17 protein-coding genes are annotated in these 19,702 nt (G+C 68.1%); 14 read left to right on the forward strand and 3 right to left on the reverse strand.

Going from position 1 to position 19,702, the window contains the following annotated elements:
- The first annotated feature begins 249 nt into the window (after nucleotides 1–249).
- The 5 genes from QH168_RS11425 to QH168_RS11445 all read left to right on the forward strand — a co-directional run bounded on the left by QH168_RS11425 (nucleotide 250) and on the right by QH168_RS11445 (nucleotide 7,241).
- Nucleotides 250–1,023: a hypothetical protein gene (locus tag QH168_RS11425; protein ID WP_280234564.1), complete on the forward strand. Its 774-nt coding sequence runs from the start codon at nucleotides 250–252 to the stop codon at nucleotides 1,021–1,023.
- Nucleotides 1,013–3,169, forward strand: coding sequence for an Rv1355c family protein (locus QH168_RS11430; RefSeq protein WP_280234565.1), 2,157 nt, complete (start codon nucleotides 1,013–1,015; stop codon nucleotides 3,167–3,169). The genes QH168_RS11425 and QH168_RS11430 overlap by 11 nt, the downstream gene beginning before the upstream one ends.
- A gap of 43 nt (nucleotides 3,170–3,212) precedes the next feature.
- Nucleotides 3,213–5,048, forward strand: coding sequence for a putative bifunctional diguanylate cyclase/phosphodiesterase (locus QH168_RS11435; protein WP_280234680.1), 1,836 nt, complete (start codon nucleotides 3,213–3,215; stop codon nucleotides 5,046–5,048).
- A gap of 91 nt (nucleotides 5,049–5,139) precedes the next feature.
- Complete coding sequence (locus QH168_RS11440; RefSeq protein WP_280234566.1) at nucleotides 5,140–6,267, forward strand: glycosyltransferase; 1,128 nt, start codon at nucleotides 5,140–5,142, stop codon at nucleotides 6,265–6,267.
- An 83-nt stretch (nucleotides 6,268–6,350) separates the two neighbouring features.
- The gene (locus QH168_RS11445) at nucleotides 6,351–7,241 is read left to right on the forward strand and encodes an SDR family oxidoreductase (RefSeq protein WP_280234567.1); all 891 of its coding nucleotides are present in this window, start codon (nucleotides 6,351–6,353) and stop codon (nucleotides 7,239–7,241) included.
- On the opposite strand, the gene soxR is transcribed toward QH168_RS11445, so the two are convergent.
- Nucleotides 7,192–7,716, reverse strand: a complete 525-nt coding sequence (gene soxR / locus QH168_RS11450; RefSeq protein ID WP_280234568.1) for a redox-sensitive transcriptional activator SoxR — start codon at nucleotides 7,714–7,716, stop codon at nucleotides 7,192–7,194. The genes QH168_RS11445 and soxR overlap by 50 nt on opposite strands.
- 187 nt (nucleotides 7,717–7,903) lie before the next feature.
- Here soxR and arcA point away from each other — a divergent pair, with 187 nt between their 5' ends.
- Together arcA and QH168_RS11460 are read left to right on the forward strand one after the other, a co-directional pair.
- Nucleotides 7,904–9,163, forward strand: a complete 1,260-nt coding sequence (gene arcA, locus QH168_RS11455) for an arginine deiminase (protein ID WP_280234681.1) — start codon at nucleotides 7,904–7,906, stop codon at nucleotides 9,161–9,163.
- 10 nt (nucleotides 9,164–9,173) lie between these two features.
- Nucleotides 9,174–9,533, forward strand: a complete 360-nt coding sequence (locus QH168_RS11460) for a GntR family transcriptional regulator (protein WP_280234569.1) — start codon at nucleotides 9,174–9,176, stop codon at nucleotides 9,531–9,533.
- Nucleotides 9,534–9,570: 37 nt separating this feature from the next.
- On the opposite strand, the gene QH168_RS11465 is transcribed toward QH168_RS11460, so the two are convergent.
- On the reverse strand, nucleotides 9,571–11,175 hold the full coding sequence (locus QH168_RS11465; RefSeq protein WP_432421077.1) for a dolichyl-phosphate-mannose--protein mannosyltransferase: 1,605 nt from the start codon (nucleotides 11,173–11,175) through the stop codon (nucleotides 9,571–9,573).
- Nucleotides 11,176–11,325: 150 nt separating this feature from the next.
- Between QH168_RS11465 and rsmI the strand changes: the two genes are divergently transcribed.
- The 3 genes from rsmI to QH168_RS11480 are packed head-to-tail and all read left to right on the forward strand — an operon-like array spanning nucleotide 11,326 to nucleotide 13,641.
- Complete coding sequence (gene rsmI, locus QH168_RS11470) at nucleotides 11,326–12,186, forward strand: 16S rRNA (cytidine(1402)-2'-O)-methyltransferase (RefSeq protein ID WP_280234570.1); 861 nt, start codon at nucleotides 11,326–11,328, stop codon at nucleotides 12,184–12,186.
- A 53-nt stretch (nucleotides 12,187–12,239) separates the two neighbouring features.
- A complete protein-coding gene (locus tag QH168_RS11475; RefSeq protein WP_280234571.1) occupies nucleotides 12,240–12,848 on the forward strand; it encodes a hypothetical protein in 609 nt (202 codons plus the stop codon).
- 40 nt (nucleotides 12,849–12,888) lie between these two features.
- Nucleotides 12,889–13,641, forward strand: a complete 753-nt coding sequence (locus tag QH168_RS11480) for an isocitrate lyase/PEP mutase family protein (RefSeq protein WP_280234572.1) — start codon at nucleotides 12,889–12,891, stop codon at nucleotides 13,639–13,641.
- A gap of 4 nt (nucleotides 13,642–13,645) precedes the next feature.
- Here the strand turns inward: QH168_RS11480 and metG are convergent, their stop codons facing one another.
- Nucleotides 13,646–15,217, reverse strand: a complete 1,572-nt coding sequence (gene metG / locus QH168_RS11485; RefSeq protein WP_280234573.1) for a methionine--tRNA ligase — start codon at nucleotides 15,215–15,217, stop codon at nucleotides 13,646–13,648.
- Between the two features lie 92 nt (nucleotides 15,218–15,309).
- Here metG and QH168_RS11490 point away from each other — a divergent pair, with 92 nt between their 5' ends.
- The 4 genes from QH168_RS11490 to rsmA all read left to right on the forward strand — a co-directional run bounded on the left by QH168_RS11490 (nucleotide 15,310) and on the right by rsmA (nucleotide 19,678).
- Complete coding sequence (locus tag QH168_RS11490) at nucleotides 15,310–16,137, forward strand: TatD family hydrolase (RefSeq protein ID WP_280234574.1); 828 nt, start codon at nucleotides 15,310–15,312, stop codon at nucleotides 16,135–16,137.
- Nucleotides 16,138–16,318: 181 nt separating this feature from the next.
- Nucleotides 16,319–17,446: a resuscitation-promoting factor gene (locus QH168_RS11495; RefSeq protein ID WP_280234575.1), complete on the forward strand. Its 1,128-nt coding sequence runs from the start codon at nucleotides 16,319–16,321 to the stop codon at nucleotides 17,444–17,446.
- Nucleotides 17,447–17,576: 130 nt separating this feature from the next.
- On the forward strand, nucleotides 17,577–18,731 hold the full coding sequence (locus QH168_RS11500) for a lipase family protein (protein WP_280234576.1): 1,155 nt from the start codon (nucleotides 17,577–17,579) through the stop codon (nucleotides 18,729–18,731).
- A gap of 65 nt (nucleotides 18,732–18,796) precedes the next feature.
- Complete coding sequence (rsmA, locus tag QH168_RS11505; RefSeq protein WP_280234577.1) at nucleotides 18,797–19,678, forward strand: 16S rRNA (adenine(1518)-N(6)/adenine(1519)-N(6))-dimethyltransferase RsmA; 882 nt, start codon at nucleotides 18,797–18,799, stop codon at nucleotides 19,676–19,678.
- Nucleotides 19,679–19,702: the final 24 nt, after the last annotated feature.

Raw genomic sequence — 19,702 nt, forward strand, 5'->3', positions numbered from 1 at the left:
TGCCAGTTAGCTGGACGCATACCAACCGGTTTGCTTTCTCCCTCGGTACCTGGACGTGACCGGCCTGACCTGCGGGTTTTTCCCGACCGAAAATTGGTTTTCGGAAGATTAACCAGATATCTAGTCAATTCTGGCTCCGATGACCCATACTGCCCATGACGTACTCACTCGCGTTCGGGGCGCCGGGTGAGTCTGTCGGATGGGTTCGATCACTGTGTGTGCGCACGCAGCAACAAGAGTAGGAACGTCATGGCTGTCGAAACGATCGCCGTCGACCTGGTTGAAACTTGCAGCACCGCGACGCTGCGATTTCACGACATAGTCTCCGGATGCGACGTCACCGCGACCACCCCGGACGCAGACCCGGAACTGTGGGATCGATATCTCCACGGTGCGCTGGATGTTTACCGGCACTTCCGTGTCCAGTCCGCCCTCGAATACGACGTGGTGGCCGACGGCCGCTCCACCTCGCTGTTCTTCGCCGCCACCGATCGGACGGGAGCGGTCGTCGCCGGTGTCCGCGCGCAGGGCCCGTACCTGCGCACCGACGATGTCGGATCGCTCGCACCCTGGTCCGGCCGCCCCGGTGAACGGGAGCTGCGGGCGATGGTTGCTCGTCGGCTACCGCGCGGCATCGTCGAGTCTCGTGGGGCGTGGGTGGCGCGCGATGCGCCCAACCGGCGCGAACTCGGCGCCGCGATCTCACGCTGTATCGCGCACACCCCGCGCCTCCTCGGTGTTCGATACGGTTTCGCCACCGTCGCCTCGTTCACCACCGGTAGACACCGCGGTAGCGGCGGCGTCGCGGCCGATCTGATTCCCCCGGTGCCCTACCCCGACGATCGCTATCAGACCGTGCCGATCTGGTGGGACAGCCGGATGTACCGGATGTTCGCCGATCGGTTGCAGTATCTGCTGATGTGCGATGAACTGCGTGATATGGGTGTGGCCGACGGCGCGCTCGACCGAGTGCGGCGCGGCAACGGACGCAGAACGGAGGGTCGGCTCGGGTATGGCCGGTGAGGGTGACCGGGGGGTCGAATATCGGCCGTTGATACTGGACCCGCGACACCCGGGCGATATGCGGGTGCTCGCCGAACTGCGGGCCCGCAGCGATATCGAATTCGGTGATCTGCGCGATTTGCTGGACCGCGAGTTCGCCGAACTCACCGATCCGCCCGAACGCGTGGAGGGCCGCGAATCGGATCGCTGGGTGTACTACCCGTGGCGGCGGCGCGTACTCGGATTACCCGGTCCGCATACCCTCCGCGCCATTCGGCTCGACCGCAATCGCAATAAGCTCACCCGCGATGAGCAGCGGCGATTATCCGAGATGTCGATCGGGGTGGTCGGACAGAGCGTCGGTCATGCGGTGGCCTACACGATTGCGCTGGAAGGTATTTGCGGATCGCTGCGGCTGGCCGATTTCGATGTGCTCGAGTTGTCGAATCTGAACCGGGTTCCGGCCGGGTTGTTCGATATCGGCGTGAACAAGGCCGTGGTCACCGCGCGCCGGATTGCCGAACTCGATCCCTATCTGCCGGTCGAGATCTTCCGTGCCGGAGTGGACCAGGACTCGGTGGACCAATTCCTGTCCGGGCTGTCGGTCGTCGTCGAGGAGTGTGATTCGCTCGATATCAAACTCGTCGTCCGCGAAGCCGCACGCAGACACCGCATTCCGGTGGTCATGGAGACCAGCGATCGCGGCCTGCTCGACGTCGAGCGCTACGACCTGGAACCGGAACGGCTCCCGTTCCACGGCCTGCTGGGCGGGGTGGCGGCCAGCGAGCTGCGCGGGTTGTCCACCCGCGACAAGGCGCCCTACGTCGTCGCGCTGATGGGGCCGAACGACCTGTCGTCCCGGATGGCGGCGAGCATGGTCGAGGTCGGCGAAACTCTGAGCAGCTGGCCGCAGCTGGCCGGTGATGTGATGCTCGGCGGCGCGAGCGTCACCACCGCGATCCGCCGCATCGGGCTCGGCCAGAAACTGCCCTCCGGACGCACCAGGGTCGATCTCGAACGTGATCTGGACGGTCTCGCCGAACCGGTCCCGGTCGACGACCTGGACTGGGAGGCCGCGGACGAGGCCGCAGCCACCACCACCGATCCGGTGCGGCGCATCCTCGACTGCGCCCAGCGGGCGCCCTCCGGCGGCAATGTGCAGCCGTGGACGCTGCACGCCGACGGTGGCGAGATCAGGATCGATCTCGACCGCTCGGCCACCACCGCCATGGACATCGGCTTCCGCGGCAGCGCGGTGGCACTGGGCGCGGCGCTGTACAACGCACGGGTGGCCGCGGCCGCGCACGGTGTGCTCGGCACCCACGAACTCATCGAATCCGACGACCCGTCGGCCGCGCCGATCAGCGCCGTGCTGCGCCGCACCGACCGGCCCGCCGACGCGCCCGCCGCCGACTATCCGCTGACGCTGACCCGCGAAACCAACCGCCGCCTCGGCGACGCGCGCCCCTTCCCCGCCGCCGTCCTCGCCGAGCTGGCGGCCGCGGCCGCCGCCGAGGGCGCGACGCTGCGCGCGGTCACCGACCGCGACGGCATCGACCGCGCCGCGGCGCTGCTGGCCGAATCCGATCGCATCCGCTACCTCACCCCGCTGCTGCACGAGCAGCTGTTCGCGGAGCTGCGCTGGGCGGGCGACGACCTCACCACCGGTATCGATGCCCGCACCCTGGAGCTTGCGCCCGATGAGCGAGCGGCCATGCAGATCGGCCGACGCGCCGATGTGATGGCGCAACTGCACAGCTGGTCCGCCGGGGTCGCACTGGGCGATTACGCCCGCGATCGGGTGCGCTCGAGTTCGGCGGTCGTCGCGGTCACCTTCACCGATCCAGCGGGCACAGACGAGAGGTCATTGGCCGGATATGTGCGCGCGGGCGGTGCCGTGCAGCGGGTGTGGATCCAGGCTCAGCGCAATGGTGTGGCGGTGCAGCCGATGTCGCCGGTGTTTCTCTATTCGCGACGTCACCGCGACTCGAACGCGATTTCTCCCGCGTACGCGGATACACTAGCGTCACTTCAAGGCTGTTTCCTGGACCTACTGGGAGTGCCGGAACATGAGACCATGGCGTTGGTTCTTCGCCTGAGCTACGCGGCCGCGGCCGGTGTACGCAGCAGGCGGCGACCGGTGCCTGGCGCGGACACCCGCAGTTAGCGTGATCGGAGACAAAGTGCCTCGGCGGACGCTCGACTCGTTGGTGACGGAGGTCGCCGCGGAGCTCATGGGCGTCGACGCCACGACGATGGTGTCGGCGACCGAGAAGGTACTGGCCACACTGGTCGAATACTTCGACGTCGATTTCAGCTACGTCCGGCACACCGATACCGAACGACGGGCGACGGTGCTGGTCGAGGAGTGGCCGCACCGGGCCAACGTCCCGGACCCCGACCCACTGCGGGTGGTGTATTTCGAACAGGCCGATTCGGTATTCCGCGCCCTCGAACACGCCACCGAACCGTTCCTGGTCACCGGCAGTGACGCCGACTATCAGGAGACCATCCAGCGCGCCTCGGGGCTGCCGAATGTCACCTCGGCCGCGGTACCGCTGGTCTCGCGCGGTCAATCCACCGGCCTGCTCGGGTTCATCAAGATCGGCGACCGGGAGTGGAGTACCCGCGAACTCAATGTCCTCAAGGCGATCGCCGCGCTGTTCGCCCAGCTCCAGGCCCGGGTGGTGGCCGAGGAACGGCTGCGCTACATCGCCCTGCACGACGATCTGACTGGGCTGGCCAATCGGCGAGCCCTGCTCGAACACATGGAGCACCGGCTCGCCGAGGGCAGTCCCGGCCCGGTGGCGGCGTTCTTCCTCGACCTGGACCGGCTCAAGGCGCTCAACGATTTCCTCGGCCACACCGCGGGCGACAACTTCATCCGCAGCCTGTCCACCCGGCTGCGGGAGAACCTCGACTCCCATGACATGATCGCCCGCCTCGGCGGCGACGAATTCGTCATCGTGCCCGCCAAACCGATGGACGCCGTCGCCGCCGAACACGAGGCGGGCCGTATTCAGCAGCTGATCGGGCGCCGTGTCACCGTCGGTGGCGAATCGGTCAGCCGTGCCGCCAGCATCGGCGTCGCGGTCGGCATACCGGGGGAGACCACGGTGGCCGATGTGCTGCGACGTGCCGACCATGCCCTGCTGTCGGCGAAATCCGGCGGCGGCAACGGCGTCGCGATCTTCACCGACGCCATGCGCGCGCAATTCGAACTCCAGGACGATGTGGAGCTGAACCTGCGCGGCGCGGTATCGGACGGATCGCTGATCCTGCACTACCAACCCGAGGTGGACCTGCGCACCGGGCGGATCGTCGCCATGGAGGCGCTGGTGCGCTGGCTGCATCCGACCAGGGGACTGCTGCCGCCGGGTGCGTTCGTCACCGTCGCCGAAGCCACGAATCTGGCCGGTGAACTCGGCCGCTGGGTGATCCGTTCGGCCTGCGCCCAGTTCGCCGAATGGCGCAGGCAGGGGCTGGCCGCGAATGTGGTGATGCGGATCAACGTGTCACCGGTGCAGCTGGTGAGCCTGGATTTCGTCGAGCGCATCGAAGACATCCTGCGCATGTTCGGCATCGACGGCAGCTCGGTGTGCCTGGAGATCACCGAGCATGTGGTGGTGCAGGATCTGGCCCGCACCCAGGTGACGCTGCGCGGGCTCAAACGGATGGGCGTGCAGATCGCCATCGACGATTTCGGCACCGGCTACAGCTCGCTGTCGCATCTGAAGGCACTGCCGGTGGACGCGGTGAAGATCGATCGCGGATTCGTGCAGCGGCTCGGGGCCTCCACCGACGATCTGGCGATCGTGAAGTCGATCATCGGGTTGGCCGGATCGTTCGGACTCGGCGTCGTCGGTGAGGGCGTCGAGACGCCGGTCGCGGCCCGCACATTGGTCGGGCTCGGCTGCTACCGGGCGCAGGGCTTCCTGATCGCTCGGCCCATGCCCGCCGAGGAGGTCGAGCAGCATCTGGCCGCGGGGCGGATTCCGCTCAATTTGGATCTGCCGCGCGTCGACCGGAACCTGACCGCGCGCTGACCGGCGGGTCGGCCGGTTCTTTCACCCCTGTTCACCTGCCGTTCTTCGCGACGGTTCCGGCGGTCACCCGGCTCGCGTCACCATCGGCGGCGTGCGCATCGTGCAGCTGGCGAACTTCTACGGTCCGCGGTCGGGTGGTTTGCGCACCGCACTGCATCACCTCGGCGAGGGCTATGTGGCAGCCGGTCACGAGGTGATGCTGATCGTGCCGGGCCCGCGCCGCCGTGAGGAGCTGCTGCCCACCGGCGCATTACGGATCACCCTGCCCGCCCTGGCTATCCCGGGGACCGGCGGCTACCGGGCGGCCGATCCGCGCCGGGTGGCCGATGTGCTCGACGGGCTGCGGCCCGATGTGCTCGAGGTGTCGGACCGGTTGACCTTGCGCGGTTTCGGCCGCTGGTCCCGCCGCCGTGATGTCGCGAGCGTGATGATCTCGCATGAACGCCTGGACCGGCTGCTCGGCCAGATCATGCCGCGCGCGCTCGCCCGTCGCTGCGCCGATCTGGCCAACCGCCGCACCGCGGCCGAATACGACATCGTGGTCTGCACGACGGATTTCGCGCGCGCGGAGTTTCACCGGATCGATGCGCCGAACGTCGAACTGGTCCCGCTCGGCGTCGACCTGGACCTGTTCAGTCCGCGCCGGGCCGATACCGGACTGCGCGCCGACCTCGGTGTGCCAGGCCATCCGCTGCTGGTGCATTGCGGCCGGCTCTCGGTGGAGAAGCGGGTGGACCGCAGTATCGAGGCGGTGGCGGCGCTGCGGCAGTCCGGGGTGGCGGCGCGGTTGGTCATCGCGGGCGACGGGCCGCGCCGCGACGCCTTGCATCGGCGCGCGCGTGCGCTGCCCGCTCTGCCGGACGGGCAGCCAGCCGTGCATTTCACCGGTTTCATCAGCGACCGCTCGATGGTGGCGAAACTCCTGGCCACGGCCGATGTCTCGCTCGCGCCCGGCCCGCACGAGACCTTCGGATTGGCGGCGTTGGAGGCACTGGCGGCGGGCACGCCGGTGGTGGCGAGCCGGTCCTCGGCGCTGGCGGATATCGTCACCGCCGAATGCGGCGCGGTGGCCGATGACGATCCGCTCGCCTTCGCCGACGCCGTCACCGAGGTGCTCGCGCTACCGCCTGCCCGACGTCGGCAGGCCGCGCGTCGCCGCGCCGAGCAGTTCACCTGGCCCGCCGCGGTCGCGGGCATGCTCGCCGTGCTCGGCGGTTGAGCGAACCGCTACCGATTCCGGCGCGGATCGGTAATGTCCGGCTGACATTCGCTGATGGACGAACAAGATCGGAAGTGGGATCGATGGGTCGCGTGCGGGCACGCCGGAGGACGACGGTTCAGGGCGCCAGGACCGTGATCACGGGCGCGGCGAGCGGGATCGGCCGGGCCACCGCCCTCGCGGCCGGTGCGCGGGGCGCCGAACTGGTGCTCACCGATATCGATGCGGCCGGTCTGGCGGCCACCGTCGCCGATATCGAACGCGACGGCGGAAAGGTCCTGGTCGCGACGCCGCTCGATATCACCGACCACACGGCCGTCGCCGCGTTCGCCGCCGATGTGCACTCCCGGTTCGGCAGCGTGGACGTGGTGATGAACGTGGCGGGTACCTCGGCCTGGGGCACCGTCGACAGCCTCGAACATCGGCATTGGCAGCGGATGGTCGACGTCAACCTGATGGGGCCGATCCATGTGATCGAGACGTTCGTGCCGGAGATGGTGCGGGCCGGTCGCGGTGGCGCGTTGGTCAATGTCTCCTCGGCCGCCGGGCTGTTGGCGCTGCCCTGGCACGCCGCCTACAGCGCGAGCAAATACGGTCTGCGCGGCCTGTCGGAGGTGCTGCGGTTCGAACTGGCCCAGCACGGCATCTCGGTGCATCTGGTGGCGCCGGGCGCGGTGAACACACCGCTGGTGCAGAGTTTCGAACTGGTCGGCGTGGACAAGGAGGATCCGCGGGTCGGCAAGCTGGTCTCGCGGTTCACCAAGCATGCGGTCTCGCCGGAGCGGGTGGCCGCGGCGATCCTGCACGGCGTCGAACGCAACCGGTTCATCGTCTACACCTCGTTCGACATCCGGTTCGGCTACTGGTGGAAGCGGAAGTTCGCCTTCCCGTACGAGCTGCTGATGCGGCTGGCCAATGTGCAGTTCAGCAGGCTTCGAAGCTCTCTGAACAATCCGGATTCTGCGCGCCGCTGACCTCGTCCGGGCAGTTGAGGTGCACATCGAGCACGCGCGCGCCCGGACCTTCCTCGCCGAGGTGGTCGAACTCGTTGACGATCTTGCAGCTACCGAGTGACAGGCAGCCGCAACCGATGCAACCGGTGAGGTTGTCGCGTAGCCGCTCGAGCTGAGTGATGCGCTCGTCGAGATCCGCGCGCCAGGTGGTGGACAGGGTCTCCCAGTCGCGTCGGGTGGGGGTGCGGCCTTCCGGCAGCCGGTCGAGGGCGCCGCGGATTTCGCTCAGCGGTATCCCGACCCGCTGTGAGATGCGGATGAAGGCGACCCGGCGCAGCGTTTCTCTGGTGTATCTACGCTGGTTGCCGCTGGTGCGACGGCTGGAGATGAGCCCCTCGCGTTCGTAGAAGTGCAACGCGGAGACCGCTACTCCGCTACGCTCGGACAGCTGACCGGGGGTCAGCTCCTTGGCTCGCCAATCTGCTGTCGTCGTCATCCGGCACTCCTCCTTTACCTGAACCCTACTTCAGGTTATCCGGTGCGTGCGGGCGAATCGCCACACACACCGACGAGCAGCAGCGGACACGCGGCAATTCCGTGCTCTGCGGGCGCGGGCGAACTACGGTCGGAACATGGGACCAGACGCGGTGCCGGTGAACCCCGGCGACGGAGCGATTCCCGGTATGGGATGGGACGCCGATCCGGGCGCCGAACCCGCGGCCGCGCCGCGGCTCGCGGTGACCTCGGAGGTCGGCACGCTGCGCGCGGTGTTGCTGCACCGGCCGGGTAACGAGCTGCGCAGGCTCACCCCGCGCAACAACGACCAACTGCTCTTCGACGGCATCCCATGGGTCGAACGCGCCCAGCAGGAACACGACACCTTCGCCGGGGTGCTGCGCGAACGCGGTGTCGAGGTGCTGCTGCTGGCCGATCTGCTCGCCGAGACGCTCGCCGTCAGCGGAGCCGCCCGCATCCAGGGCATCTCCGCCGCGGTCGATGCCCGCAGGCTCGGCCACACCCTGGCCGATGAGCTGGCCGCCCATCTGCGCGGCGTCCCGGCAAGGGAGCTGGCCGAGATCCTGATGGCTGGTATGACCTTCGACGAACTGCCCTTCGGCGCCGACACCACCTCGCTGGTGCGCCGGATGCATCACGGCGCCGACTTCGTCATCGATCCGCTGCCGAACCTGCTGTTCACCCGCGACTCGTCCTTCTGGATCGGCCCGCGGGTGGCGATCACCGCATTGGCCTTGCCCGCCAGGATGCGTGAGACCTCGCTGACCGATCTCGTCTACGCCTTCCATCCCCGTTTCCTCGGCGTGCGGCGGGCCTACGAATCGCATACCGCGCCCATCGAGGGCGGTGACGTGCTGTTGCTCGCGCCGGGCGTGCTGGCCGTCGGTGTCGGCGAACGCACCTCGCCCGCCGGTGCGGAAGCCTTGGCGCGCAGCCTCTTCGACGACAACCTCGCCCACACCGTCCTGGTGGTGCCCATCGCGCAGAACCGCGCGACCATGCATCTGGACACCGTGTGCACCATGGTCGACACCGATGCGGTGGTGATGTATTCGGCGATGCGCGACACCCTGTCCGCGTTCACCATCCGGCGCGGTGACGATTACGAGCGCGACGGCGGCCGGGTCGCCATGCGCGGACCCGATCCGTTCCTGCCCGCCGCGGCCGAGGCCATGGGCATCGGGAAACTGCGGGTGATCGACACCGGGCTCGACGGTGTCACCGCCGAACGCGAACAGTGGGACGACGGCAACAACACCCTCGCCTTGCGGCCGGGTGTCGTCGTGGCCTATGAACGCAATGAAATGACCAATGCCCGGCTGCTGGACGCCGGTATCGAGGTGCTGCCCATTCCTGGATCCGAATTGGGTTCGGGGCGTGGCGGTCCGCGCTGCCTGTCGTGCCCGCTGTCCAGGGATGATCTGTGAGCTGGGGGCCATGCTCGAAATCACCGTGTCGCACGAATCCGCCGTGCCACCCTATGAACAGCTCCGGCTCGGCGTCGTCGCCCAGGTGCGCGCGGGCACGCTGACCGCAGGCACCAAGATCCCCACGGTGCGTGCGCTGGCCGCCCAACTCGGGCTCGCCCCGAACACCGTCGCCCGCGCCTATCGCGAACTCGAAGCCGACGGCGTCCTCGAAACCCGCGGCAGGCTCGGCTCGTTCATCGCCTCCTCCGGCGACCCGACCCGCGATCAGGCGGGCCGCGCCGCCACCGAATACGTCGCGGCGGTGCGCAGGCTCGGCCTCGACGACGAGGCGGCGCTGCGCTACGTGAGGGCGGCGTTGGAAGGCTGAGCCGTGCTGGAGGGCTGGCGGTGCCGGGTGCTGCCGGTCACCGCCAGCTCGGCAACCACAGATGGTCCTGCCAGTTGCCCGGCGTGATCGGCATGGCCGTGAGGATCGGCCACAACCAGATGAAGTTCGCGATCACCAGGCCCAGATACAGGCTCACGATGAGCAGCCCGAGTCGATAGCGTTCGGTGGGCGGGGCCGCGACGAACGTGCCGGTCGGCCCGCGTGGGACCGGTACCCGGCGGGCCGGGCCGAGGATATCGCCGAGCACCAGCGCCACCGCCATCACCAGGAACGGCGCGAGCACGACGCCGTAGAAGAAGTACATCTGCCGATCGAGGGTGATGAACCAGGGCAGCAGGCCGGCGACGTAGCCGGTGAGCACCGCCGCGTAGCGCCAGTCACGGCGCACGATGGTGCGCCACAGCGCCCACGCCAGCACCGGGAACGCGACCCACCAGATGGCGGGCGTGCCGACCAGCATGACAGCCTTCACACACTGGTTCTGACCGCAGCCGGTGACGCCGGTATCGGCGTAGTAGTAGAGCATCGGCCGCAGACCCATCGGCCAGGTCCACGGTTTGGACTCCCATGGATGATGGTTGCCCGCCGAGTTGGTCAGCTCCTCGTGGAAGGTCAGCACCTTGGCGCTGTAGTACCAGAGTGAGCGCAGCGCGTCGGGAACGAAGGAGAAGAAGCCGCCGGTGCCGACCTCGGTGCCCACCGCCCAGCGGCTGAAACCGGTCTCACTGGCGAACCAGGCCCAATAGGTGGCGAGGTAGACCCCGATCGGGACGAGGACCAGCGCGTAGAGCGCGGGCCCGATATCGCGCAGCGCGGTCCCGATCCATGGCCGGCGCACCCGGTAGCCGCGGCGCGCGGCGAAGTCGAAGCACACGCTGAGCAGTCCGAACGCGGCCATGAAGTACAGGCCCGACCATTTGGTTCCGCAGGCGAGTCCGAGCAGGACACCGGCGCCGAACCGCCACCACCGCACGCCGAGCCGTGGACCGAGCGGACTGTCACCGATGCGGCCCTCCAGATCGACCTTGGCCATGCGTTCACGCACTTGGTCGCGGTCGACGATCAGACATCCGAATGCGGCGGTCACGAACAAGGCCAGGAAGATATCGAGCATGCCGATACGGGAGGAGACGAAGGTGACCCCGTCGGCGATCAGTAGCAGGCCCGCGATCGCGCCGATCATCGTCGAGCGCGTCATCCTGCGCACGATCCTGATCACCAGCAGCACCAGGACGGTGCCCGCCAGCGCCGCCGAAAATCGCCAGCCCCAACCGTTGTAGCCGAACAGCGCCTCACCGAAGGCGATGAGCTGTTTGCCGACCGGCGGATGCACCACCAGGCCGTAGGCGGGATTGTCCTCGATACCGCCGCCGGTCAGGATCTGATAGCCCTGCGGTGCGTAATGCTTCTCGTCGAAGACCGGGGTGCCCGCATCGGTCGGGTAGTTGAGCATGGTGAACCGGGTGACCGCCGCCAGCGCGGTGAGGAAGACCGTCACCAGCCAGCCGCGGGCGGTGTCGAGCGGCCCGAAATCGGGGGAGGGGCGCAGCGGCGCCGGGCTCGACCAGGAACGGATCGGCCGAGAGGGCGCGATGGAGCGCTGGTCGGTCACCTGGGTCACGCCCCGATCGTATGCTGTGCGCTCTGCGGCACCGTATTCGTGGGGCGCGGGCCGTTGCGCCGGACCGCCGCATGCGGGACTCGCTCGCGGCTGCCCGTACGCTGCCAGAGTGCGGTTGGTGACGAGCGGGGCGATCGAGGCGGGGCTGCGGTGACCGGGGAACCCGATCCGACGGGCAGGCTGGTGCTCGCGGCGACGCCGATGGGCGATATCGGAGACGCCTCACAGCGGCTGCGCGACGCCCTCGCCACCGCCGACGTCGTGGCCGCCGAGGACACCCGTCGCACCCGAGCACTGGCCAAAGCGCTCGGCCTGGAGATCTCCGGGCGGGTGGTGAGCTTCTACGACCATGTGGAGACCGCGCGCATTCCCGCGCTCCTCGACGACATCGAATCCGGCAATACCGTCCTGCTGGTCACCGATGCCGGTATGCCGTCGGTGAGCGATCCCGGATATCGGATGGTCGCGGCCTGCGTCGAACGCGGGTTGCCGATCACTTGTCTTCCGGGTCCGTCGGCGGTCACCACGGCGCTCGCCCTGTCCGGGCTGCCGGTGGAGCGGTTCTGTTTCGACGGCTTCCCGCCACGCAAATCCGGTCAGCGTCGGGAATGGTTGCGGGCCCTGATCGCCGAACCACGCGCCTGCGTGTTCTTCGAGGCGCCGCACCGCCTCGCCGACTGTCTGGCCGACGCCGTCGAGATCCTCGGTCCCGACCGGCGCGCCGCCGTCTGCCGTGAACTGACCAAGACCTACGAGGAGGTCGTGCGGGGCACCCTCGCCGAACTCGCCGCATGGGCTGTCGAGGGCGCGCGCGGTGAGATCACCGTCGTCGTCGAGGGCGCCGAGCCGAGCACCGCCGAACCCGCCGACCTCGTCGCCGAGGTGGAGGCCAGAGTCGAGGAGGGTGTCCGTCTGAAGGACGCCTGTGCCGAGATCGCTTCCACCACAGGCGTTTCCCGTCGTGAACTCTACGATGCGGTCCTCGCCGCACGTCGTGCCGTCGAATCCTGAGGTCTCCCAGATGTGGGAGTACCCGGCCGGGGAACCGGAGGTAACTTCGGCCCGTGCAGCAGACCGATAGTGAAGGTACGCAGGATGCGGCGGTGTCGGAATACACCGTCGGCGACGTCGTCGCGATAATGGTCGAACTCGGTCTCATCGATGCGGGCACACTCGCGCAGACCTCCGTCGCGGACGCCCTCGACGAATCCCTCGACTACTACGACGACACCGTGCAGGGCGCGGTCCGCGATCTGCTCAGCGAGGTGGAGATCCAGTACGTCCTCGACTACAAGACCTTTCGCGGCATCGGCGAACGTACCCGCGCCGAGCGGCAGCAGTGGTACGCGGAGGAACTCGAGGCGATCGCGCAATGCAGCCGCGGCACGGTGACGATCACCGACGTCCGGCTGGTCGGTGACGGCCTCGACCAGACATTGCAGTTCGAATCCAATGGCGTCACCCAGATCTGGCCGGTGCATCCCGGCGCCAACGAGGACATGGAGGCCTCGCTCATCTTCGCCGAATGGGTGACCGAGCTGCACACCGGCGTCGCCGAACGCTTCTATGCGGTGGACCCGCACGACGAGGACCTCAACGGGGAAGCCGTATTCGGCGAGCTGGGCGCGCTCAACCGGTTCGGCGCCCATTTCGGACTCACCTTCGGGCCGTAGAAACGCGATCGGCGCCCGGTCGGGTGCCATGATCGACGCCATGACCTCTCTCGAACACAAGGCCAAGGAACTACTCGCGTTGCATCGACCGGGTGATCCGGTGGTGCTGCCGACGGTATGGGATGCGTGGTCGGCGAATCTCGCGGTCGACGCCGGATTCGCGGGGCTGACCATGGGCAGCCATCCGGTCGCGGATTCGGTTGGCCGCGCCGACGGCGAAGGGATGAGTTTCGACGAACTGCTGGCCCGGGTCCGCCAGGTGACCGGCGCCGTCGAGGTGCCGGTATCGGTGGACATCGAGTCGGGGTACGGCCTCGAACCCGCGCAGCTGATCGAAGGGCTGCTCGGTGCGGGCGCGGTCGGGCTCAATATCGAGGACACCGTGCACAGCGAGGGCGGACGGCTGCGCGGCGCCGAGGAACACGCCGATGTCGTACGCGGCCTGCGCCAGTTCGCCGACGCGGCCGGGGTGCATGTGGTCGTCAACGCGCGCACCGACCTGTTCCTGCGCAAGGTCGGCGAGGAGGCCGACCGGATGGACCGCGCCATCGAGCGGCTGCGGCTGGCCGCCGAGGCGGGCGCGGACGTGCTGTACCCGGTCGGTCGCCACGCGGATGCGGATATGCGCCGCTTGACCAGCGAACTGCCGCTGCCGGTCAATGCGATCGGCCTGCCCGCCGAGGCCGATAAGGTGCTGTTCGCCGATCAGGGCGTGGCCAGGATCAGCTTCGGTCCCTATTTGCAGTTCGCGCTCGCGGCCGAAGCGAATCAGCTGCTCACGCGCTGGAGGTGAGCGCTCAGTCCTTCGGTTCGATATAGCGCGGGTACACCGGCTCCGGCGCGGGCAGCGCCACCCCGGGGACCAGCGGCCTCGCGATATCGGCGAAGGTCCGGTGCTGCTGGGCCAGCAGATCGAGGATCTTGGCCGCCGAACCGGGCATCACCGGCTGGACCAGGATGGCGACGATGCGCACCACCTCCAGCGTCACGTACAGCACCGTCGCCATTCTGGCCAGATCCGCTTCGGTACCGGATTTGCGCAGCGCCCACGGGGCCTGCGCGGAGAAGTACCGGTTGGTCTCGCCGAGGGTCAGCCAGATCGCTTCCAGCGCCAGATGCAGCTGCTGGGTGTCGAATTCGGTGCGGCAGCGTTGCAGCAGGCCGTTGGCGCGGTCGAGCAGCGCACGGTCGTCGTCGGTGAATTCGCCCGGCGTCGGGACCGCGGCATCACAGTTCTTGGCGACCATGGTCAGGCTGCGCTGCACCAGATTGCCGAATTCGTTGGCCAGATCGGCATTGATCCGGCCGACGATCGCCTCATGGCTGTAGCTGCCGTCCTGACCGTAGGAGATCTCCCGCAACAGGAAGAAGCGGACCGCATCGAGTCCGTAGGTGTCGACCAGCGCGAGCGGGTCGATCACATTGCCGACCGACTTCGACATCTTCTCGCCCTTGTTGTACAAGAACCCGTGCACGAACACGCGTTTGGGCAACGGCACCCCGGCCGACATGAGGAACGCGGGCCAGTACACGGTGTGGAAGCGGGTGATGTCCTTACCGATGATGTGCACATCGGCGGGCCAGAACCGTTGGAACGCAGTCGATTCGGTGTCGGGGAAGCCGACGCCGGTGAGGTAGTTGGTGAGCGCGTCGACCCAGACGTACATCACGTGATCGGGATGGCCGGGCACCGGAACACCCCAGTCGAAGGTGGTGCGCGAGATCGACAGATCCTTCAGCCCCGCCTTGACATAGCTGACGATCTCGTTGCGCCGCGTGGCCGGTGCGATGAATTCGGGATGGGTCTCGTACAGCTCGAGCAGCTTGTCCTGATACTTCGACAGCCGGAAGAAGAAATTGGATTCCTCGGTCCACTCCACCGGCGTCTTGGTGTCGGTGGAGATCCGGCTGCCGTCGTCGAGCAGCGTGGTCTCCTCCTCGGTGTAGAACGCCTCGTCGCGCACCGAATACCAGCCGGAGTAGTTGTCGAGGTAGATATCGCCCGCCTCGAGCATCCGCTCCCAGATCGCGATACTCGCGGTCTCGTGATCGGCGTCGGTGGTGCGGATGAACCGGTCGAAGGAAATGTCGAGCGCCTTGTCCAGCTGCTCGAACACATCCGAGTTGCGCGCCGCCAGTTCCTCCACCGGGATGCCCTCGGTGGCGGCGGCCTGCTGCATCTTCTGGCCGTGCTCGTCGGTGCCGGTCATGAAGAACACGTCGTAACCGTCGAGGCGCTTGAAGCGGGCGATGGCGTCCGACGAGATGTACTCGTAGGCGTGCCCGATATGCGGCGCACCGTTGGGGTACGCGATGGCCGTGGTGATGTAGAAGGCTGGTGCCTCGATAGGCTCGCTGCGCTCGGTCATGGTGCATCTACTGTAATGCGCGTGCCATCTGACCTTCGCGTGAATATCCCCTCAGTGCACGGCCGGGACGCCGCGACGGGCGGTGCGCGCCGATGAGCGCCGCACGCCCCGCGCCCGCAGCGCCCGAGCCGCTGGCTCCGCTGATCGACGCGCACACGCATCTGGATGCCTGCGGCGCAAGCGATGCCGAATCGGTGCGGGCGGTGGTGGATCGAGCCGCGGCGGTCGGGGTCGGTCGGGTGGTGACCGTGGCCGATGATCTCGCCGCGGCACAGTGGGCGGTGCGGGCCGCGCAGTGGGATGAGCGGGTATTCGCCGCGGTCGCGTTGCATCCCACCCGTGCCAATGCCCTCGACGACGCGGCGAAGGCCGAGCTGGAGCGCCTCGCCGCCGACCCGCGGGTGGTCGCGATCGGGGAGACCGGTCTCGACTACTACTGGCCGGGCAAGCTCGACGGCTGCGCCGATATCGAGACCCAGGTGGAAGGCTTCCGCTGGCATATCGACCTGGCCAAACGCAGCGGCAAACCACTGATGATCCACAACCGCGAAGCCGATCATGATCTGCTCACCGTGCTGCTGGACGAGGGCGCGCCGGAGACGGTGATCTTCCACTGCTTCTCCTCCGATACGACCATGGCGCTGGCCTGCGTCGCCGAGGGGTATCTGCTCAGCTTCTCCGGGACGGTCAGTTTCAAGAACGCGCACGAGCTGCGCGAAGCGGCGAAGGTGGTGCCAGATGAGCTGGTGCTGGTGGAGACCGATGCGCCGTATCTGACGCCGCATCCGTTCCGCGGCGCGCCGAACGAGCCGTACTGCCTGCCGTACACGATGCGGGCGCTCGCGCAGGTGCGCGGTCAGGATCCGGGTGAGCTGGCCGAGATCACCACCGCGAACGCATGCCGCGTGTACGGAATCTGAACCCATTTCCGGCGGCGCCGAATAGCGTTTTGCGGCTCCGAATAAAAATGTGTCTCAGGTCACTTTCGTTGTCGGGTTTGTAATCTACCTGCGCCGTCTATATCTGAACGTAATGTGAAAAACCGCTGCTCCACGGCGTGCGGTTGTCGGTTTCGCGGGTCTTCGTTATCGTCCTGTGACCATGTCCCCTTTAGCGAGGATCAACTCGTCTCGGTCGCCGCTGCTGTACGCGGCGATTGCGGCGCTGCTGATGATTCTGATCATCGGCGCTGCCATGGCGATCGTGAATCGCAAAACCGTCACCGTCGTCGTCGACGGCGCGAAATCCTCGCAGACGACCATGTCGCGTGATGTGCGCGGAGTGCTGAAGGCGGCGGGCTACGAGCCGACCGAGCGGGACATGGTCTCGCCCGCGCTCGATTCGGACGTCGCCGACGGCGCAACCATCACCGTCGAGCGGGCCAGGGAAATCGAACTGACCCTCGACGGCAAGACCGAACTGGTCTGGACCACCGGCCGCACCGCGGGCGCGGCCATGGAGCAGCTCGGCATCGCCGAGGACGCATTCGTCGAACGCGGTCGCAGTCAGGCGCTGTCGCTCGACGGCGCCGCGCTCACCGTCGCGACGCCGCGGACGGTCTCGGTGATCGACGGCGAGGCCGCCCCGCACCGGATGCGGCTGGCCGCCCCCACCGTCCGCGATCTGCTCGCCCTCGCCGGGGCTCCACTGAGCGACCACGATGTCGTCGAACCCGCCGCCGACACCCGGCCGGCCGACGATATGCGGATCACGGTGACCCGCAAGCAGATCGAGACCCGGACCGAGACGCTGCCGCTCGCCCCGCCGGAGCACATCATCGAAGACCCGGACATGAACATGAGCCGCACGGTGGTGGAGAACCCCGGTGTAGCGGGTGTGCACGACGCCACCTTCGAGGTCACCATGGTCAACGGGCAGGAAGTCGCTCGCGAGATGGTCTCCTCCGACGTCAAGGTGCCCGCGCAGCCACGCACCATCCGCAAGGGCGCCAAGCCGGGCACCGAAGTGCCGCCGGTTCAGAACGGCGACATCTGGGACGCCCTGGCAAAATGCGAAGCGGGCGGCAACTGGCGGATCAACACCGGCAACGGCTACTACGGCGGCATCCAGTTCGACCAGAGCACCTGGCAGCGCCAGGGCGGACTCAAATACGCACCGCGCGCCGACCTCGCCACCCGCGAGGAACAGATCGCCATCGCCGAGGTCACCCGCGCCCGGCAGGGCTGGGGCGCCTGGCCGTCCTGCACCAGTCGTCTGGGCCTGAGTTAGACAGGTTCGGATATCGCGAGCGCCACTTCGACGACAGGGTGGCGCTCGCGGCATATCCGCCGAAACCGTCGCGCTCATCGCTACACTCGTCCCGGTTTGTCACCATGTGGTCGGGGCAGAGGAGCGATGGATGAATCTGCTGCACATCGCCGGGCGGACGGCGCTCGCCGTTGCCGTGGCGGCCGGAGCCGTGCTCACCGGAGTGGGCGGGCCCGCCGTGGCGGAGCCCGCGGGCTCGGTGATCTCGGTGATCCCGCAGCCGACCGGATGGCACGGAATGGCCGACGGCTCGGTCATCGAATACTGGATGGCCGCCTCCGACGGCACACCGCGCCCGGCCAGCGGCGCGCTGTTCCTGCCGGAAGGCACACCGCCGCCCGGTGGCTGGCCGATCATCGCCTACGACCACGGCACCAGCGGGCTCGGTAGGGGGTGCGGTGGGATATCGACGCCCGAGACCGCACCATTCCCCTCCTTGCAGAGCCGTCAGTCGACGATGTTGCGGCGCCTGGTCGACAAGGGCTTCGCCGTCGTCGCGCCCGACTACCTCGGGCTCGGCCGCTTCGACACCGGTCCGCATCCGTACCTGGAGGTGCGTTCGGAAGCCACCGCCACTCTCGATCTGCTGCGCGCGGCCCGCGCCACCCATCCGGAGCTGTCGAGCACCTGGGTGGCGTTCGGCGCCTCGCAGGGCGGACAGGCCGCGCTGGGCGCCGGGCACCTCCAGTCCACCTACGCGCCGGAACTGGATTTCCGCGGCACCATCGCGGCCGATCCGGAATCCGATGTCGAGAAGGTGCTGCCGCTGGCCGGTCCCGTCATCCCGGCGGTGGACGGTACCGATGGCGCGATCAGCTTCTTCGTCAGCATCCTGGCCGGACTACGTGCGGCGCGGCCCGATGCGCGCGTCGACGACTATCTGACCCCGCTGGGCAGGGCCGTGCTGGACGAGGTGGGCACCATGTGCCTGGACCGGATCATCGAGCGGGTCGAAGGCCTCGGCATCGGTGATCTGCTGGCCCGCCCGCTGTCGGATGAGCCCATCCGCACCGCCTACACCGAGTACCTCACGGTGCCGGTGTCGGGCTACGACGCGCCGATCCTGCTGCTGATCAATGTTACCGACACCGTGGTGCCCTCGCCGCTGCACGCGGCGCTGATCGCCCAGCTGGCGGCCAACGGCACCGACTTCAGGACCGTTCTCGGCACCGGTGAGCACACCGAGCTGAACCCGCAGATGTGGGCGGCGATCGACGCCTTCCTCGCACCGATCGCCGCACGCTGATCCCGAGGTCCGCCCGGACCGGCCGGGTGGCCGGGGCCGGGCGCGGGAGTTGGTAGGTTCATCGGGTGTCCGATGCCGAAGTCTCCGCCCGCGGTAGCGCCGCACTGCTCGGCCCCGCCGAGGTGCGGACGTTGGCCGAACAGCTCGGTGTGCGGCCGACCAAACAGCTGGGCCAGAACTTCGTGCACGATGCGAATACGGTGCGCCGCATCGTCACCGCGGCCGGGGTGGGGCGCGACGATACGGTGCTCGAGGTCGGGCCAGGGCTCGGTTCGCTGACGTTGGCGCTGCTCGATGTGGTCGATTCCGTGGTGGCGGTCGAAATCGATCCGGTGCTGGCGAAACATCTTCCGGTCACCGTCGCCGACCGTGCGCCGCGGCTGAGCGCGAACCTCACCGTCGTCGAGGCCGACGCGCTACGGGTGCGCGCCGATGACCTGCCCGCCGCGCCGACCGCGCTGGTGGCGAATCTGCCGTACAACGTGGCCGTACCGGTGCTGCTGCATCTGCTGGCCGAACTGCCGAGCATCACCACCTCGCTGGTGATGGTGCAGGCCGAGGTCGCCGACCGGCTGTCGGCGACGCCAGGTGGACGTATCTACGGGGTGCCGAGCGTGAAGGCGGGATTCTTCGGCGCCGTCCGCCGCGCGGGTGCGGTGGGGCGGCAGGTGTTCTGGCCGGTGCCGCAGGTGGAATCGGGGTTGGTGCGCATCGACCGCTACGCCGAACCGCCGTGGTCGATGGACGCCGCGCACCGCGCGAAGGTGTTCGCCGTGGTGGACGCCGCGTTCGCCCAACGCCGGAAGACATTGCGGGCCGCGCTGTCCGGATGGGCGGGTTCGCCCGTGGAAGCCGAACGTCGGCTGACGGCGGCGGGTATCGACCCGACCGCGCGCGGTGAGACGCTCGATACCGCGGCCTTCGTTCGATTGGCCGACCAGGGCTGATCGCGGTCGGGTCCGGGTGCACTA

This window comes from Nocardia cyriacigeorgica (assembly GCF_029868385.1).
GTDB lineage: Bacteria > Actinomycetota > Actinomycetes > Mycobacteriales > Mycobacteriaceae > Nocardia > Nocardia cyriacigeorgica_F.

Coding starts and splice junctions, on each gene's coding strand:
- QH168_RS11445 (WP_280234567.1), top strand. CDS start 6,351: ATGGGTCGCGTGCGGGCACGCCGGAGGACGACGGTTCAGGGCGCCAGG.
- soxR (WP_280234568.1), bottom strand. CDS start 7,716: ATGACGACGACAGCAGATTGGCGAGCCAAGGAGCTGACCCCCGGTCAG.
- metG (WP_280234573.1), bottom strand. CDS start 15,217: ATGACCGAGCGCAGCGAGCCTATCGAGGCACCAGCCTTCTACATCACC.
- QH168_RS11430 (WP_280234565.1), top strand. CDS start 1,013: ATGGCCGGTGAGGGTGACCGGGGGGTCGAATATCGGCCGTTGATACTG.
- arcA (WP_280234681.1), top strand. CDS start 7,904: ATGGGATGGGACGCCGATCCGGGCGCCGAACCCGCGGCCGCGCCGCGG.
- QH168_RS11500 (WP_280234576.1), top strand. CDS start 17,577: ATGAATCTGCTGCACATCGCCGGGCGGACGGCGCTCGCCGTTGCCGTG.
- QH168_RS11490 (WP_280234574.1), top strand. CDS start 15,310: ATGAGCGCCGCACGCCCCGCGCCCGCAGCGCCCGAGCCGCTGGCTCCG.
- QH168_RS11480 (WP_280234572.1), top strand. CDS start 12,889: ATGACCTCTCTCGAACACAAGGCCAAGGAACTACTCGCGTTGCATCGA.
- QH168_RS11495 (WP_280234575.1), top strand. CDS start 16,319: ATGTCCCCTTTAGCGAGGATCAACTCGTCTCGGTCGCCGCTGCTGTAC.
- QH168_RS11425 (WP_280234564.1), top strand. CDS start 250: ATGGCTGTCGAAACGATCGCCGTCGACCTGGTTGAAACTTGCAGCACC.
- QH168_RS11460 (WP_280234569.1), top strand. CDS start 9,174: ATGCTCGAAATCACCGTGTCGCACGAATCCGCCGTGCCACCCTATGAA.